Here is a 15,686-nt window from a genome sequence, read left to right as displayed (position 1 = left end):
ATCCAACCATCGAGAATTACAGAATTTCTCGTTTATATAGGAACCGACGAATTAAGATATTGCCTATGACAGAACTTCGTAAGATAGGCAGAACGAGAAGCAAAGAGCGGAACTCCGAGACGACAGCGAGTCGTTCAGTGCGTTTACGAGTACCTCCCAGCGGTTCGAAGGGTGTGCCGGAGAGACCTGATAGAGGCCGAGAGAAGGGAAACGATACGAACGTCACCTCACCTCACACAAATCAGATACATTCATGAACAATTGGTGTAATCATCCGAATGTGTCCGAGAAGACAACGTTTGCAGAGTTTATTGGGACAGGGGAGTCTCCGATAATTATCCACGATACCCAACTTGAGAAGCGTGACCGGATGGCACGTGCACAACTCCGTAGTGTTCCGTTCTTTCTCGAGTTCGGGTTCGGTGATTTTCTCTACGACCCGCTGTGGGCCCGTGAATTTCAATTGGTCGAACACGAGCACGGTGCACCGTCCGACGTCACACTTTCGAGTGAAGCGTTTCCGCTGGTGCACCTCGTGACGAGCGACCAGCTCAAGCCTCCACACGAGCAGGAATTGGATCAGGAGTATATTTCACAGGCCGACGTCACGTGGGACCTGTTCAGAGCGGCGAAAACCGACAGTCCGTATGTGCTCGTTTCGGACACTGATTCCCCACACATACCGTCTCGAACGCCCTCTCCCGGGCGGTCCGTTGCTGACCAGTTCAACGCGATAACCTTCGAGTACGAACAGTTGATTCATGATTACGTGAAACGGTATGTCGACTCTGAACTCCCACTCCACGATACGAAGAATCTCTATTTCCATCGTATTTCCGAGTGTCACGCCAAACACGACGCTCCGGCGGCCACGCTGACGGGTCTGTTCGAGTACGATCAGGCGCCGCCGGACAGCCCGATCTGGGAGCCGCTGTACTACTTCATTGAGCACGAACTTGAAGAACTCTTTGAGGAGTACACTGCTCACGTGACGCAGGCACTTCGATCGTGGATCGAACAAGGGGATACAGAAAAGATTGCAAAGAGAATGATAGCGACGCTGCACCGTTGCAACTTCGATGCAGAGCAGTTAGCGGAATACCAGAACGATCCAAATCGATGACCTATACGTACGCAACCGACAAACCAGCTCGAGATCTTGTTAGTTACCAGTCCGTGCGTGGCGCCGAGGTGAAGGCGGTCTTCCAAGCCATCTCCGAAGCCACGCCGGTTTCCCAGTTGCACAGTCAGTTTGTCAAACCTTCAGCGGAGTCCAGTACCAGATCGGTAGACTACACCATCAATTTCCTACAGACCCTCGATTTCGTCGACAAGCCCTCAGATCGGACGGTGGAACCGATCGACGGCCAACCCTTTGAGGATCTCCCGTTCGAACTCCGCGTGTTCCACCATCTGAAACAACAGAAGCAACCGCAAGATCACTTTGCACGCATTCACGAGGTCGTTGTCGAACAGGACATGGTCCTCTACGATAAGGAGGACCTGTTAGAAGACGTCAAGCGTGAACTCGGCGATTATCCGTTCGACTGGAACGTCCAGAAGATCCAAACTTGGTATAACCTCATGTCGCCGTTCGGACTGGTTTCGGTTCGCGATAATCAGGACGTGCTGACTAGTCCCGCACCGGTCGTCGTATACGATCTCTTGGACGCCTTTACCCGTCGAGAAGACACGACCCAGTTACGGAAAGCGCTCGATTGGATCGAGACAAACTTCTTCGGATGTTACGAGGACCGTGGTGGAATACCGCGTGTTCATGCCGGACTGGATAGCACGCTCGACGTCCTCGTCGCCGATGACATCCTCGAGTTGTCGACGCCGAGCGACGCGACGTACGAGGTAAAAATCCCGAGTGCAAACGCCGACAAGGCGAGTAGCTTCGAACTTGGGGAGCGTCCTTCGACGCCGGCGTACAGCTATCCGCTCGAGAGTCACGAACTGGAGGTTTCACAATGAGCAAATCGACAAACATGTCAAATATCGGATACGACAGCAGCGCATGGACGGACAGTGTAGTCAAAGAGTACTTGACCGCTACCTCCCAGCAGGTAGATGAACCCGAGAAATTCTACAAAACGCATCTCGATATCGACAAAATTCACGCGGAGTTTCTCGGTGGTACGTACCAGGACGAGTTCGTCGATCAGGAAAAGTTCCGTGATGAATTGCTCGATGCTGATATTGACAGCGATATTCGAACGTTTATTCTCCGCGGTGAGACGGGCTCTGGAAAAAGTCAGCTCTGTCAGTGGTTAGACTATGAACTGCAAGGGATCGGTCATGCTGACGGCGTCGAGGACCGAATCCCGCTGCACATCAAGGCGAACGAAACAAGTCTCGAGCAAATTATCTCGACGCTCGCGGAACCGCTCGGAATCGATCCCGAAGTCGATCAGGTAACGGAGTTGGACGCAGGCGACCTCGCTGAAGGGATTGTTGCAAACCTGCGGGCAAATCCCGGACAAAAACTTCGCGACGTAAACATCGATACCATCCTTGATCCGGAGGGTGGCGACCTGAAGTCCGTTCTCAAAGACAACATTCAAAAGTATCAGAAGGGGCTCAAAGACGGAGACGAGACGGACTTCGATCCTAACCTAATTTCGAAGGACGACTATCGCAATATCCGCCTGCGATTGGGTACCGGTACTCTCTTTCATAAGAACAAGGATGTGCTACGGCAAGCGCTGCGAGATGAGATTCATCGACACTTCTCGCACCTCATCGGCGTCGATGACTTCCAGGGACAACTCCGAGACTACGCGCAACGGTATGTCGAGGAGCACGACAAACGACCGGTCATCATCTGCGAGGACGTGACGACGTTCTCGGTCCTGAAAGAACAACTGCTCGATCAGATCATTCAAGTCGAGAGTGCGTGCTACGATATCGTTCTCGGATACACAACGGGATTCGAGCAGGACGACTTGCAGGATGCACTGGGTGACAGAGAGTCTCAGGATGCGCTTACGTACTTGAAAGACCGGGCCGAGGGATACCTGAGTCTGACCGACGACGGCGAAGCGTACTTCCTTGACGATTCGCTCTCAGTCGAACTCGTCCAGAAGTATCTCAGCGTCATCAAGTCGGAATCGGATGGAAACATCGAACAAGACGTTGAATCTGCGTTCGACCAGTTGTATCCCTTTAATGAGGCTTTCATCCGGCGAGCCTACAAGAACGCCCAGGAGGACGGAAGCCCACGACAGACGCCGCGCGTCCTCCTACAAAAGGTGGTTCGCCGATGCCTCCTCTCCGACGAACCTCCGTACACGTCAGTCAAAAAGAACACGAACGTCGCCGACGTAGTGCCCGCAGTTACTCCTGCGAAGTACGATACCCGCGTCCAACAAATTGTAACCTGGTACGGGGTACAGGCCGAGGAGAATTCGCCTGTACGCCTTCACGTCGCCGTCGCGAAAACGTTCGACATTGACGAGGCTGCCGACTCGATAGAGACGATCGACGGAGACGAGTACGCGCTGTTCGAAGCTAACTCGGCCATCGCAGATATTCTCGGCCCCACGTCCTCCGGAGTCGAACTTGAGTACTCGGAAGTTGACGACGGACCGACGCCAACGACTGACGACACAGGAACGACCGATGATACCGGTGTCGACGGTTCTTCCGAAGAGCCATCCGAACCCGATGGGACAATAGTTGATCCAGTCAAAAAATCGCGCAAAAAGAAGCAACTAAGCGACTTTTACGACTGGGTTTCGACGGGAGACTCCTACGATAGTTCGAACGTGCTTCGGTCGGGGGCGGAAGATATCTTAGAAATGTGGTACGACCCGACTCGAGTCGCCAATCCCAACGGCTCGACGCGTGGAAAACGGGCTATCTACTACACTCGTGGACAGAACGTTCCCGTCTCAATTCAGGGTCCGAACGAACGAGACGGACTTGATGTAATGCTTCCGTTCGGCGAGGAAAATCTGGACCTCTATACCGATATCCTGCAGGCAAGCATCCAAGACGAACTCCCGAGCGACGCTAACGTTGAGCGATTACGGTCGTGGGCAACAAACGAAGTCGTCGATTTCCGGAACGACGTCCGCGAGGCGGTTGAGAACTGCCTTCCTGACGAACTCACCACCGAACACTGTATCCTGCTGGGTCAGTACCTTCTGATGAATGCAGAATACGGTGAGACGGAGTTTGATACTGAGACTGTGTTTTCGGACTCTACACCATCGGACAGAGAGTACGATAATCCGTTCGTCGAAGCCTTTGGCCGAAGAGATAGTCTAACCGAAGCACTTGGGGACTTGCAGCGACGACGGGGCGATTTCACGGGGGACAAAGACAAAGAGAATGGCCTCATTCAGGGCTTTTTCCTGCTCAAGGAGAACGTCATAGACCACAACCGACTTCGACCCGTTCAACGCGACATCGCTGAAAACCCCGAGAAATACCTCTCACTCGCACAGCAGATCGACACTGAGAAGTTAGATCGACCGGATGCGTTCCGTATCGGGACGAGCCGAAGTAATGCCCCAGTTCATGTGACGGCCTTGCTCGATGCGATCTCGGACTACGCCGTTGAATTGTCGATGCTGACAGATGCCGACCTCAAGGAACACTTCAAATCGGAACTGGACGCAGTTCAGCGGTGGTATGACTCGTCGCACACCGTAACAGACCTGATCGACGTCCTCGAGGGCGATACCGAACGAAGTGGCAGTGGGAACTCGCCGCCGACAGGACTCTTCGAATGCCTCGGGGTGTTCGACAAAACGCAATTGGAGCAGTGGCAAGACGCTCACAACCTCCTGACCGACGACTCGACGAACGTCAAACTCAGCGAGTTCGGGGAAGTGGTAGAGGATTTCCTCGAACCGGAGACAGAATCGCCGTTTGAGCGGTTGCAACTTCTCCACCAGTTCGAGAAGAGCCAAACCGAACACCACGCTTGGGAGATCTACAAGGCATTGGATGAGATGATCAGAACGCTTGACGATCACAAGGTCGAGAAGAGTACAGACCTCGAAGATCGTATCCGAAATCTCTCCGATCTCAACGAGTACGAAACTAAGCGTAGTGACGTTGTCAGCGCACTCAACACCTACTAATACCAATGAGCAACGCAACCACACTGGCGGACGCGGCCTCACAGATCGAGCAAAAAGCGAAGAACAAGGAAGACGCTGAAAATGTCGACGCCAAAGCAAAGTCTGCCCAGCGCTCCCTCGAGCGCCTCAACAAGGAACTCGAGGAGTTGGCGGAAGCAGTGTCAAAACTCCAGTTCTACCGCCGACTTCTCCGGGAAGCGTTCTCCCACTCCGACAATCTCCCGTCCGTGACGTCTGCACTTGAGCAGGCGGAAGCGGCCACGGAACGGGACCGAAACGAGGTAACTCACAAACTTGTCGATTTAGACACGGCGCGTTTGCAGCAGGAGATTTCCGATGCAACGGACGAGGTGGAGGAAGCGACAGAGACCGTCAAAGACGAACTTCGCGAGTACTGGAGCGACTGGGACGATCGTCTCTCGTCAGCACGTGAACTCCAGCGCATTATTGGACAGCAGGAAGACAAGTTCGCGCAGACGGTCAACTGGCTCGAACGACTCGTTCACCAAGGTATGCAGAATCCTGCCAAAAACGCATCCAGCATCGTCAATGAGTGGGAAAACGCCAGTAAGCAGTGGAAGAACAACGAATCGCTTCAGGGCCTGTCAGCGTTCAAGCAGACCCACGGTCTCGATGACGAAACAGTAGACGTGATCCGGCAACTAAGCCAGGATTCCGTCCATCTCAGCGACGTCGATATGGACGTCCTCCAGGAACTCAAGCAAGTCACAGACCTCGCAGACGCCGTCGAACTCAAGATATAACGCCACCTGACGGGATTCCAGTACCATCCGCACACAATCCTTCACTTTATTTATGAAAAGACCAGCTGAACGCGCCAAGACGATGAGAACAGCATACGAGACATATCTTCAGGGTCGAGGCGGGACCCCTGCAAAAAGTGTTAGCGCACGCCTCCAACCCGACTCGGCGGGAGAGTCTACACTCGCTGGAATGCGCGGGCCGTACTTACAGGCGCTGCCGATCGCAAACTGGAGTGATACTGATTGGCAAACATTCGCGCGTTCGCAGTCGTTACATCCGAACGTCACGCGGGCATTTCACAAGGAAGGGTTTCGACGACTCTACGACTTTCAAGAGCGAAGTGTCGAAACCATCCTCGACGGTGATGACACGGTTATCACTGCGGCGACGGGTCGAGGAAAGACGGAGGCGTGGCTCATTCCGATTCTCGACCAGATCGTGAAAGCAAAGCGAAACAGCGACGCAGGAAGTCGAACGTCGACGAAGGCCCTCCTAATGTATCCAACGAAGGCGCTTGCACAGGACCAATTCAAGCGGCTGGTCCAGATTCTGTATCGTATCAATCGGAACCTACGGCGAAAAGAGTGGGTGACTGTCGGCATCTACGATGGCGACACTCCGCGGCATATCTTTGAGGACGGTGCACAGGGGTATCTCAACCGGACGTTTGAGCACTTCGGTTGTCCGGGTGCAAACGATGACCTTGCAAAGTGCCAGTCATGTGGACAGGGTGTATTCGTCGAACGGACGACTGATGATTTTAAATTGCGACCAGATAAACCCGCTTGCGAAGACGACAGGCCACATCACGTTCCGCTGGATTTCGTCCGAACGACTCGGTCGAGCCTGATGAACGACGGTGCCGACATCGTTCTCACAAATCCGGATACCTTGAACTACCGGCTCTTCAATATCAACGCCGAAACTGAGCAAGAGCTGTTCGTCTACGAACCTGAGTTCATCGTCTTCGACGAAGTCCACACGTACGACGGACTCCTCGGTAGTTACACTGCGACACTGATCAAGCGACTTCGCCGACTCCGCGACGAAGCCAACTGTCCTCAACCGCAAGTCATCGGGAGCAGTGCAACCGTCGAAAACGACGCTGAACTGTTCCGCCAGATTAGCGGCGCCGAATCTATTAGTCAAGTATCGGAGAATCCACGCGAACTCACGGCTACTTCCCCTCAGTCAGTTCCCGACGAGTTACTAACCAATCGAGTTTCGACGGACGAACTTCTCGCTTCGGGACGAGGTGAGAAGGCGTCGCCACCGCAGGTGGGTGACGCAGATTTGCTCGCCGAACAAGCCAATACCCTAGATAACGACCGGCTCGAGGACCGAGTCGCAGAGAAACTGTTCGACCAACTTACTACTGATCCCGGAAATGACCTTGCTGTACAGGCGTTTCAGTCACTTCACACGACGCTTGCCGACGAGCCGCAACCGCCGAAAGAGTTCCGCGAGCGTATCGCCGAACAGTTCGATATCACCGACAACCAAGCCGAAGTACTGGTCGACAACTTCCAGACGATCGGCGAGTTCGCCGGCCTCCTAGAGAGCAGACACCACCTCTTTTCGTGGCCGCTCGACGGCTTTTACGCGTGTGCGTCGTGTTCAGCGGTGTATCGGTCACCACAGGAACATTGTCGCGCCTGTAACGGGAAGTTCGTCACTCGAGCGACCTACTGCAAACAGTGTAGCGATGAGCATCTGATTGCCAACGCATGTCCAGCGTGTGACCAACTGGTCCCTTACGTGCACTCCGATGAAGGTCTGATCGGTGGGGAGACACAGCAAGAATGTCCATACTGCCGTGAATCCCGGGATGAACCGGTCCCCATGGACCGCGTTGTGTTCCAACCGTGGATCGACTGTCAAGCCTGTAACCATCGGACGGAACGAAGCGTCGTCGAGACGTGCGAGTCCTGTGGGAGTCCAGCCGTCATCCGATCCGACGATCGATACATTTGTCGCAACCCAGGCTGCGAAGAGATGTGGAAGCGAGAAACTGGGTGCTCCGTGTGTGGTGAGTCGACCCGGTCGACGGCTACTGTCAACGCTACTGTCGACTGTCCCGAGTGTGGGCGGACCCACGAGTCTCCCAACGTCTTGGTCGACTGTGAGTGTGGACAGACCGTCGCGAACACTCGACTGATTCCCTGGACGTGCGCCGATGATAATTGTGACGAGGTATACTTCACTCAGAATCCACCCGAAACCTGCTCGTGTACCAATACAGGGCCGTTCGTGAAAGCCGGACTCTACGAAGTGATGGCAAGTGACGAGTGTCAGAACTGTGGAACGGACGTCACGATCGGTGGGTCCTGCGATTGCGAGGAACCGGAACTCGTACTGCAGAACCAGCCTTACCGACGATACAAAACGCGAACGGGTAACGGGACCATCGTTTCACCGCTCGAGTACCGGAGTGCGATGCCGTGCGACCACGATTTGTGGTCCACAGTAATCGACGACCCGTTCGACGAACTCATGCGGAGTCCGACGAATGTCGCCGTTACCACCTCACGATATCTCCTGCGCGAACTCGCCGACAGTGAAGGGTTCGACGACGCCAAACTTCTGGCGTTCTCCGACTCCCACCGCGATATGAAGGAATTGGACCGTTCCTTCATGGAACCGGAGATAGATATCGTCCTGGATCAACTCGTACTAGCTAGCCTCGATCTTGCAACTCATGCCGTCGATCTCGGCGAATTGTCGCCCACTGACCTCCGAAAACTTCGACCGGGTGCAGACAGTTTTCCGAACGATATCCGACGTGAGTGTGACTGGGTTGACCTCGAGACTGTAGTCGATACGGCGTTCAAACTGCTCAAGGCACTTGAAGACGAACTCACGGGAGAGAACGCTCGCGAAAGCGCTTCACTCGACCTCGGCGCCGTCGTGATCGGCACGGAATCCGTCGACGATCGAGAAGACAGACTTCGGGATGAGATTCGGCGCCGCATCGTTCGCCACGCCGGTGAAAGGCGCTCACCGGGCGCCCAGTCACTGGAATCGGACGGTCTCGTTGACGTTCGCCTCCGATCCGAACTTGTGTCCGACCTCAACACCGACGAGCGAACGATAATTCGTGCGCTCGTCGACGCCGGCAACCGAGAAAGGATTGAATTGCTCTCGCTTGAGGGTGTCCGAGGGGACCACCATCGGATCATCGACAGTCTCGCAAGCGATGGTTTCGTTACGGTGCTCGACGACGATCGCCTCGCGTTCGCACCGAACTCACTCGAGGTAAGCCACGCAGCCACCGGCAGTATCGATTACGACCCCTACGAGGATGAGTACTATAGCCACTTGCAGACCAGTTTCGGCTTCGGTACGCAGGCTGTCGCCTGCGATGATTCGTTGCTGGATCGAACTGATCCTGATCAACCCCGCTTCAGCGAACGCGCGTACACGGCGACTCGCTCGCGAGTCGCATTCTTACTAAGCAAACTGTACTACGGGGGAACGTCGAAGATGGAGCGGCGGGAAATCGAGTATCAGTTCCGTGACAGCGATCACCCCCATTTCCTCTCCTCGGGACCGACGATGGAACTCGGAGTCGATATCGGTTCGCTGGACTCACTGCTGATGTACGGTACGCCGCCGAATATGAACGCGTACCTCCAACGCGTCGGACGAGCAGGACGTAGTTCAAACTCATCGCTGGTGCACAGCGTCAGCCAACGCAATCCTATCGACTACTATTACTACGACGAACCGACCGAACTGATCACAGCCGACAAACAACCAGTCCCACTTAACGAACACAACGAACGCGTCCTGCGAATCTCCCTCGCGTGGGCTGTCCTGGACTATATCGCTGCGACGTTTACGATTCCGTGGGAGTCCAGTCAACACGATATCGCCGGCGGCGGAGACTTCATCCACCAAAGCGAAGCCACTCCAGACCAACGAGAAACCGCAGCGAAGTTTACGAAACTTCTCGCAAACTCGGCAACAGAACTGAATCTTGGTACCGATAATTCCCGATTGCGGCCGCTCGGAACCATCGTGAGCGACTATGAGGACGATATCAGCGAGTACCTCGACTCGCTTCTCGAGTATGCGTACTGCCCACACTGCTACCGCCACTATGATCGTACTCGAGGCGGTGACGAGTGTTCGGAGACGGATTGTGATGGGGTTCTCGTTGATGCTCTCGCAGAGCACGCCCACCTCATCGACGATGCTATCGACGCCGTCCTCGATGTCTACGTGAACGGGTACCGAAACCACGTTGAGGAGATAGCGGGCCGCATCAACGCTCACGAAGAGCAGATTGCGACTCTCCAAACCGAACTCGAGCGCGCAGATGCTGATACCGAGTCTCGCCTACGTCACAAGAAAGATCAACTCGATCGGAGAGTTACCGTCCTTGAGGACTATCTCGACGATCAGTCCGGCCGGCGGTACTATTCCATCCTTGGAGACGCGTTCGGTGAGTTCGCCTTCAATCTACGCTCGGTTTCCGATTCCGTCGATGTTCAGCTCGTCGATGAATCCGGTGAACCAGAACGAATCGGTGACGACGATGGGGGCCGGTCCAGTCGACTCGCTCTTTCCGAACTCCATCCCGCAGCCGCGTACCTTCACGACCGCCGCCCTCACATCGTCTCGCAAGTGTTCACTCACGATAAAAAGTCAGCTGACCTCCGCGAAACGGTGACCGAGAAGGCAGCGTCAGCCAGTGAGGAGGCGATAGCTCGACTAGCATACGAATATATATGTTCGACGTGCGGGAGTTCAGCGGACGAGCCGGATATCGACTGTGACTGCAACGGTGATGGAAAACGGCGTGAACGGCGACTAATCGCATTAGAATCCGTCGAAGCGACTCTTGACACGGAGCCGTTAGCAAACGGAAAAGACGTCGCGAGAACGATGTACGATTCTCCATCGGAGCGCGTCCAGAACACGTTCTCCCAGCGTGAAACGGCTATTCTCGAATTCGATCCGGTCGATGAGTTTGAATTACAGACACAGACAGGGAAGCGGGTGGGTGTCCTCTCGTTCGGAGAGTATGAAGTGCTCGAATATACCGATTCGTTCCGTGCAAAGTACCAATCTGGTGGCATTGATGAGCATGAAACTCCTTTCGAACTCTGCACCGAACCCGATTGTCCTGGCGTGATTTATACGGATCGAGACGAGACGCGGCGGTGTTCCGTCAATGCCGATCATAAGCCAGACGAAGGTTCTGAATCAATCTATGCTCGAATCGGATACGAGTACGCTACGGAAGGGGTTCGATTATCACTGGATAGCGCAGATTCTAACGTCACTCACTCCTTGGCACACGGACTCCGGCTCGCCCTGCAAAAACTCTCCGGCGTTACGATTCGGGATGTGAACGAACATATTGGAACCGACCACGTTGATGTCTTCGACTCGCAAGAAGGCGGTGCAGCAGTCTCCCGCTTGTTAGTTCGAGAGCGAGTTGGGGAGTATCAGAACTTCCAAGCCGCGATGGAAGTAATTGCGACCCAGTTCGATTGCGATTGCTCGGACGGTTGTCCCCGGTGTCTCTATCAGTACGGATGTGAAGAGCGGAACCAACCGCAGTCGCTAAATCGCGAAGACGCGGCCGAACTCGTTGATAAGGGGCTCAAACTCGTGCCGATAGAGAATCGCTGAACTCTCACCACGTACTCGCTCCATGCGGTCCTCACCTATCGGAACGTAGAATCTGATAAATGATATTCACTACACCATGATTGTTCGCTCTCGCAGATGTATCTCCCACGTTTACCCGGGCCGATATGAGCGTTTGTCAAGTGCTGCTATGCCAGTTGGCATAGTCGCATGAACTCTCCACACACGCTGCTACTGACGCTATATTCTACGAACGAGGTCACGCTAGCCGCTATTACCGCAAGTTATTGTATCCAACCCCACTTAGAAGATGTATAGTTTTCTTGACACTCCCTACCGGAATGTCCTCTGTCGGGGACCTATCAACGTCTTCCAATAAGATACAGATGTCCTTCTCCGTATCTGAATCAATGGGCGAAAGTTGTTCCGTGAGAGTACCTAAGAAAATAGTATTCTGTCTCGAGGCCGCAGTGAACGAATTAACATTACTCGATGACCATCGCCCTATTCGTTCTAAACTCATCTTCTATTTTGCTGACGCCCATGGCGGTCTCATAGAGGGCAGTTGATTCTCGGCCGATGCTATCATATCCATCAGCGTTATATCAATCCTCAGAAAACAACTGTATGACCAAGCCAAAGGGGATCCGAGAATCAATCACATCCTCCGATGTGACAGTAACGTTCACCGACGAGGACATTCAGCAACTCTGTAGTTGCGCCAGTGGAAGTGAACGACTGACCAATCTCGAACAGAAGGGGAAACACGTACTCAACATCGTCGAACAAACGTTTTCGGGTCGCGAGTGGTTTGACAATTTCGTCTGGGGTGAGTCCGATGGGTCTCCGGCCCTTGAGGCAAGCACCTCCACGGAGGAGGGGACACGAGCGATGTGGCTCTCCCTAGCTCACGAACAATACCGGGAAACCGGTGGTCGGACGAAGGGTCTCCAACTCGAGTTTGGTCTTGATGGCGGGAATAAGCGGGGCTTTTTCGATCGTGACGTGCTATGCGGTGTGTATCTCGGCCCCTGGGTTACGGAGTCGGTCCTCACGGATTTCACGAGTCATTTCCAGCGGCACGCGGACGAGATCTCGGCCCATCTCGCAGGTCACGAGAACCACGTCCTCCACGTTGGCGATCGAACCCTTCGTGCGCCCTCACCGGAAACAGTACGGGAAGTCGGAACGGATTGCTCCGATGGCGTTCTCCTCACGGCCGATCTGACGTTCGCTGATGTTCGGGACAATCCAGCGATCGCACGCCAGGTTTGCGAGACGTTCGCGAGCGTGTGGCCGATATACGGACTGTTGGCTGCAGTGGATATTCCTACAACGGTCGAAGACGGAGCCAATCTCACGCCGACCGATGTCGACCGGACAGGTGATGACGGTCACCAAGAGACGACTGGTCACTCGAGCACGGCGGACGACCCGTCGGTGAAGCCGACCCGGGACTCGATTCTGGCGCAGTCGGATTTAGACGAGGAGCAAGTTGAGCAGACGCTCGACTCGTTAGGCAATCGCGGAGCGACACAGGCCGAAACCCTCCGTATTCTCAGCCAGTACGTCGGCGATATGGCTCGCGGGGACGGGCTGTATTCCGTGTCCGGTTTAGGCCCGGTGACGGGGTACGCGCTCGAGCAAGCCGGGATCACGACGGTCGACGAACTGGTCGAGACGCCGCTCGACGAACTGCGCTCGATCGATGGGCTTCGAGAACGGAGGGCACGTATCATACTCGAGGCGTCACAGCGAACCAAGAAGCCGACATCCGAACCGGACGACGACGGCACCGGGGATCGATCACGCCCGACTGCTGACGGCGATCAGAGCGAAATGACGGGTGATGGCGTCGCCGTAGAGGCAAACGCCCTGTCGGAGTATTACGAGTCGGTTCGTAGTATGCGGAAAGTACTCGAGCTGTTCATCCTCTCTTCTGATAGCCCACACGATCCGGACGATTTGACCGACCCGCTCGTTCAGTATTACGTCCTTCTGGATGCCTGTATCGCGTTCGGATCAGCCGATATTGCATTCGCTGGATACGGCCCGCAACATCAGTCTCGGCTCCCGTTTAGCACCGGTGCGTGCCGCCAGGCGTTCGGCAACGGGAACTGGATCACAGAGTATCGCACGGTCGACGTTGAGCCGTTTCAGCCCGAGACCCGAGAGTGGCTGCGCGAACGGACACGCTTCAAAAATCCTGAGGTGCTCATTCGGCCTGTGCCGCCGCAAGGAGACCATCCGCTTCCGGAAGTCGTCACCTCACAGGGTGAGCTCGAACGGGCACTGACCGTGTTAGATCAATTTCCGGCGTATCCATCGGTCCCCACGGATCCTGAGGGAGCCTCAACTGACCGAACTATTCCAGTGGCGACCCTCTACAGGCGAATCTTCGCGGATCTCGATACCGAACACAGAGTGGACGTGGGCATGCTCTCCAACTCGGTTCTGGTGGACGAACTCGAGGGGCCGGTCGTAGAGTCAACGCCAACGACGCCGGAAGAAGTTACTACGTTCTTGGGGACTCACGAGAAACTGACGCACCTGTTCGGGCGAATCGAGCCTCCGTCGGAGTTCCCGGTACTGCAATCAGTACCGGCGTTCGCTCTCGACTGGTATCGATCCCCGGGAATATTCTTCCAGCAATTGCAGCAGTTGGCGAAGTTCGGATCGTCCGAACCGGTCGAGTTCTTCCTACCCCGACTACAGGACCTAGTCAATCGACGTCTCCTCCAAGATTACTGGGAGTACGATTACATCTGTGTCTTTCCGAGCCACGAGGCGTCCACGCTCAGCGCGCCTTTGGTCGAACTCGCACAGGAGGCAGTTCTCGATACATCCATCGTCTACACGCCGCTCCTGGAGCGGACCGAAACGGTTGGGCGACAGCGCGGAAAGTCTCGCGAGGAACGACTCGAGGTGGCCCACAATCCCGAAGAGACGCTTCACTGTCGGTCGAAACTTAACGGTGAGACGGTGATCCTGCTTGACGATGTGAGTACGACTGGGAGTTCACTCCTCGCCGGTGCACACACGCTTCGAGAGGCCGGGGCGGGACGCGTTCTCGCTCTCACACTCGGGTTCACGCCGGGCAAGGCGATCGAGACGAGGAAAGTAACGTCACCTGATGGATACGCCTCCGAGATTATTGCGGGGGTCGAGAAATGAACCTCGATGACCTCGCGGGGGTCGTGGCCCTCACCGAGATCAGTGGTATCGGTGACAAACGGGCGCTGGAACTACATCAAACGTTCGAGGGCATCGATGATCTCCTCGACAGCCCTCGAGACGCGTTTTCCGAGTTCCACTACGTCGACGCGGAAGCGTACGACAGCTTGCAGTCGCTCGAACCGACCATTGAGGAGACACGCCAGCGGTTCGAACGCCACCGAGCTGACGGGATTGACGTCATCGGTATCGAAGACGATCGATACCCCGCCGCGCTCGCCGCCCAGCATTCTCCACTCGTCATCTATACGAAGGGAAATACCGAGCTACTCGAACAGCGGTCCGTCAGCTTCTCGGGATCCCGTGAAACGAACGCCACCGGACAGAAGTGGGCACGTGAAATGGCTCAGGACCTCGCCGCCGAGGGATACGCGATCGTAAGTGGAGGCGCACTGGGTGCCGACACGGCGGCTCATGAGGGAGCACTCGCGGCAGGGGGTGCGACGATCGTCGTGCTTGGGACAGGGGTCGAGACGCCACATCCAGCGGAAAACGAACCGCTATTCGAGGAGATCGTTCACGCTGGTGGCGTTCTCATATCACACCGCCGCCCGACCGCAGGGCCGACGCGAGCCGGATTTCTCGGTCGGAATAAAACGCTCTCCGCACTGAGCCCCGGTCTGGTTATCGTGGCTACTGACGGTTCAGGAGGGACAATGTCTCAGTACGACGATGCGACTACGCAGGAACGACGGGTGTTCGTTCCATCATCGACGCCAGATATTCGGCCGTACGAGGGAATCACCGAAATCCGGAACACCGGATCACCACTGACGATCGAAACGGAAACGGAGATTATCGAGTGGTACCAACAAGAGAACGCTGCCCAATCTACTGAACCAAATTCGGACACCGAGACAGGACGCAGCGATGACGATACCGGGCAAGCGACGTTAGCTGATTGGGGGCCCGATACCGACGAGTACTAGCAATTTTTTATCGTTTAGAGAGTCTCCGTGACCGGTCGTAGGATCAGTTTCATGTGATTCA

At 55.3% G+C, this 15,686-nt stretch carries 7 protein-coding genes; all 7 read left to right on the top strand.

The annotated features are described in order from the left end of the window. Positions 1-280 precede the first annotated feature (280 nt). Complete coding sequence (locus ACERJA_RS12420) at positions 281-1,123, top strand: hypothetical protein (RefSeq protein ID WP_373608556.1); 843 nt, start codon at positions 281-283, stop codon at positions 1,121-1,123. Further along, positions 1,120-1,977 carry a hypothetical protein gene (locus tag ACERJA_RS12415; protein WP_373608554.1) on the top strand — a complete coding sequence of 286 codons (858 nt, stop codon included), beginning with the start codon at positions 1,120-1,122 and terminating at the stop codon, positions 1,975-1,977. The genes ACERJA_RS12420 and ACERJA_RS12415 overlap by 4 nt, the downstream gene beginning before the upstream one ends. Next, positions 1,974-5,096: a hypothetical protein gene (locus tag ACERJA_RS12410; RefSeq protein ID WP_373608553.1), complete on the top strand. Its 3,123-nt coding sequence runs from the start codon at positions 1,974-1,976 to the stop codon at positions 5,094-5,096. Before ACERJA_RS12415 ends, ACERJA_RS12410 begins: the two co-directional genes overlap by 4 nt. Positions 5,097-5,101: 5 nt before the next feature. Beyond that, entirely contained in the window at positions 5,102-5,860 is a 759-nt protein-coding gene (locus tag ACERJA_RS12405) for a hypothetical protein (protein ID WP_373608552.1), read from the top strand. 82 nt (positions 5,861-5,942) lie between these two features. Continuing rightward, on the top strand, positions 5,943-11,504 hold the full coding sequence (locus tag ACERJA_RS12400; protein WP_373608551.1) for a DEAD/DEAH box helicase: 5,562 nt from the start codon (positions 5,943-5,945) through the stop codon (positions 11,502-11,504). Positions 11,505-12,089: 585 nt separating this feature from the next. Beyond that, a complete protein-coding gene (locus ACERJA_RS12395) occupies positions 12,090-14,636 on the top strand; it encodes a helix-hairpin-helix domain-containing protein (RefSeq protein WP_373608550.1) in 2,547 nt (848 codons plus the stop codon). Next, positions 14,633-15,625: a DNA-processing protein DprA gene (locus tag ACERJA_RS12390; protein ID WP_373608549.1), complete on the top strand. Its 993-nt coding sequence runs from the start codon at positions 14,633-14,635 to the stop codon at positions 15,623-15,625. Before ACERJA_RS12395 ends, ACERJA_RS12390 begins: the two co-directional genes overlap by 4 nt. The last annotated feature ends 61 nt before the right edge of the window (positions 15,626-15,686 follow it).

It is taken from the genome of Natronorubrum sp. A-ect3, from assembly GCF_041821125.1.
In the GTDB taxonomy this organism is placed as follows: Archaea; Halobacteriota; Halobacteria; order Halobacteriales; family Natrialbaceae; genus Natronorubrum; species Natronorubrum bangense.
The sequence above is the reverse complement of the archived record's forward strand: the minus strand, read 5'-3'. Positions and strand labels throughout refer to the sequence as shown.

Bases quoted from the DNA above. Each gene is read 5' to 3' on its own strand.
- ACERJA_RS12415 (WP_373608554.1), top strand. From the start codon at position 1,120: ATGACCTATACGTACGCAACCGACAAACCAGCTCGAGATCTTGTTAGT.
- ACERJA_RS12410 (WP_373608553.1), top strand. From the start codon at position 1,974: ATGAGCAAATCGACAAACATGTCAAATATCGGATACGACAGCAGCGCA.
- ACERJA_RS12405 (WP_373608552.1), top strand. From the start codon at position 5,102: ATGAGCAACGCAACCACACTGGCGGACGCGGCCTCACAGATCGAGCAA.
- ACERJA_RS12400 (WP_373608551.1), top strand. From the start codon at position 5,943: ATGAGAACAGCATACGAGACATATCTTCAGGGTCGAGGCGGGACCCCT.
- ACERJA_RS12395 (WP_373608550.1), top strand. From the start codon at position 12,090: ATGACCAAGCCAAAGGGGATCCGAGAATCAATCACATCCTCCGATGTG.
- ACERJA_RS12390 (WP_373608549.1), top strand. From the start codon at position 14,633: ATGAACCTCGATGACCTCGCGGGGGTCGTGGCCCTCACCGAGATCAGT.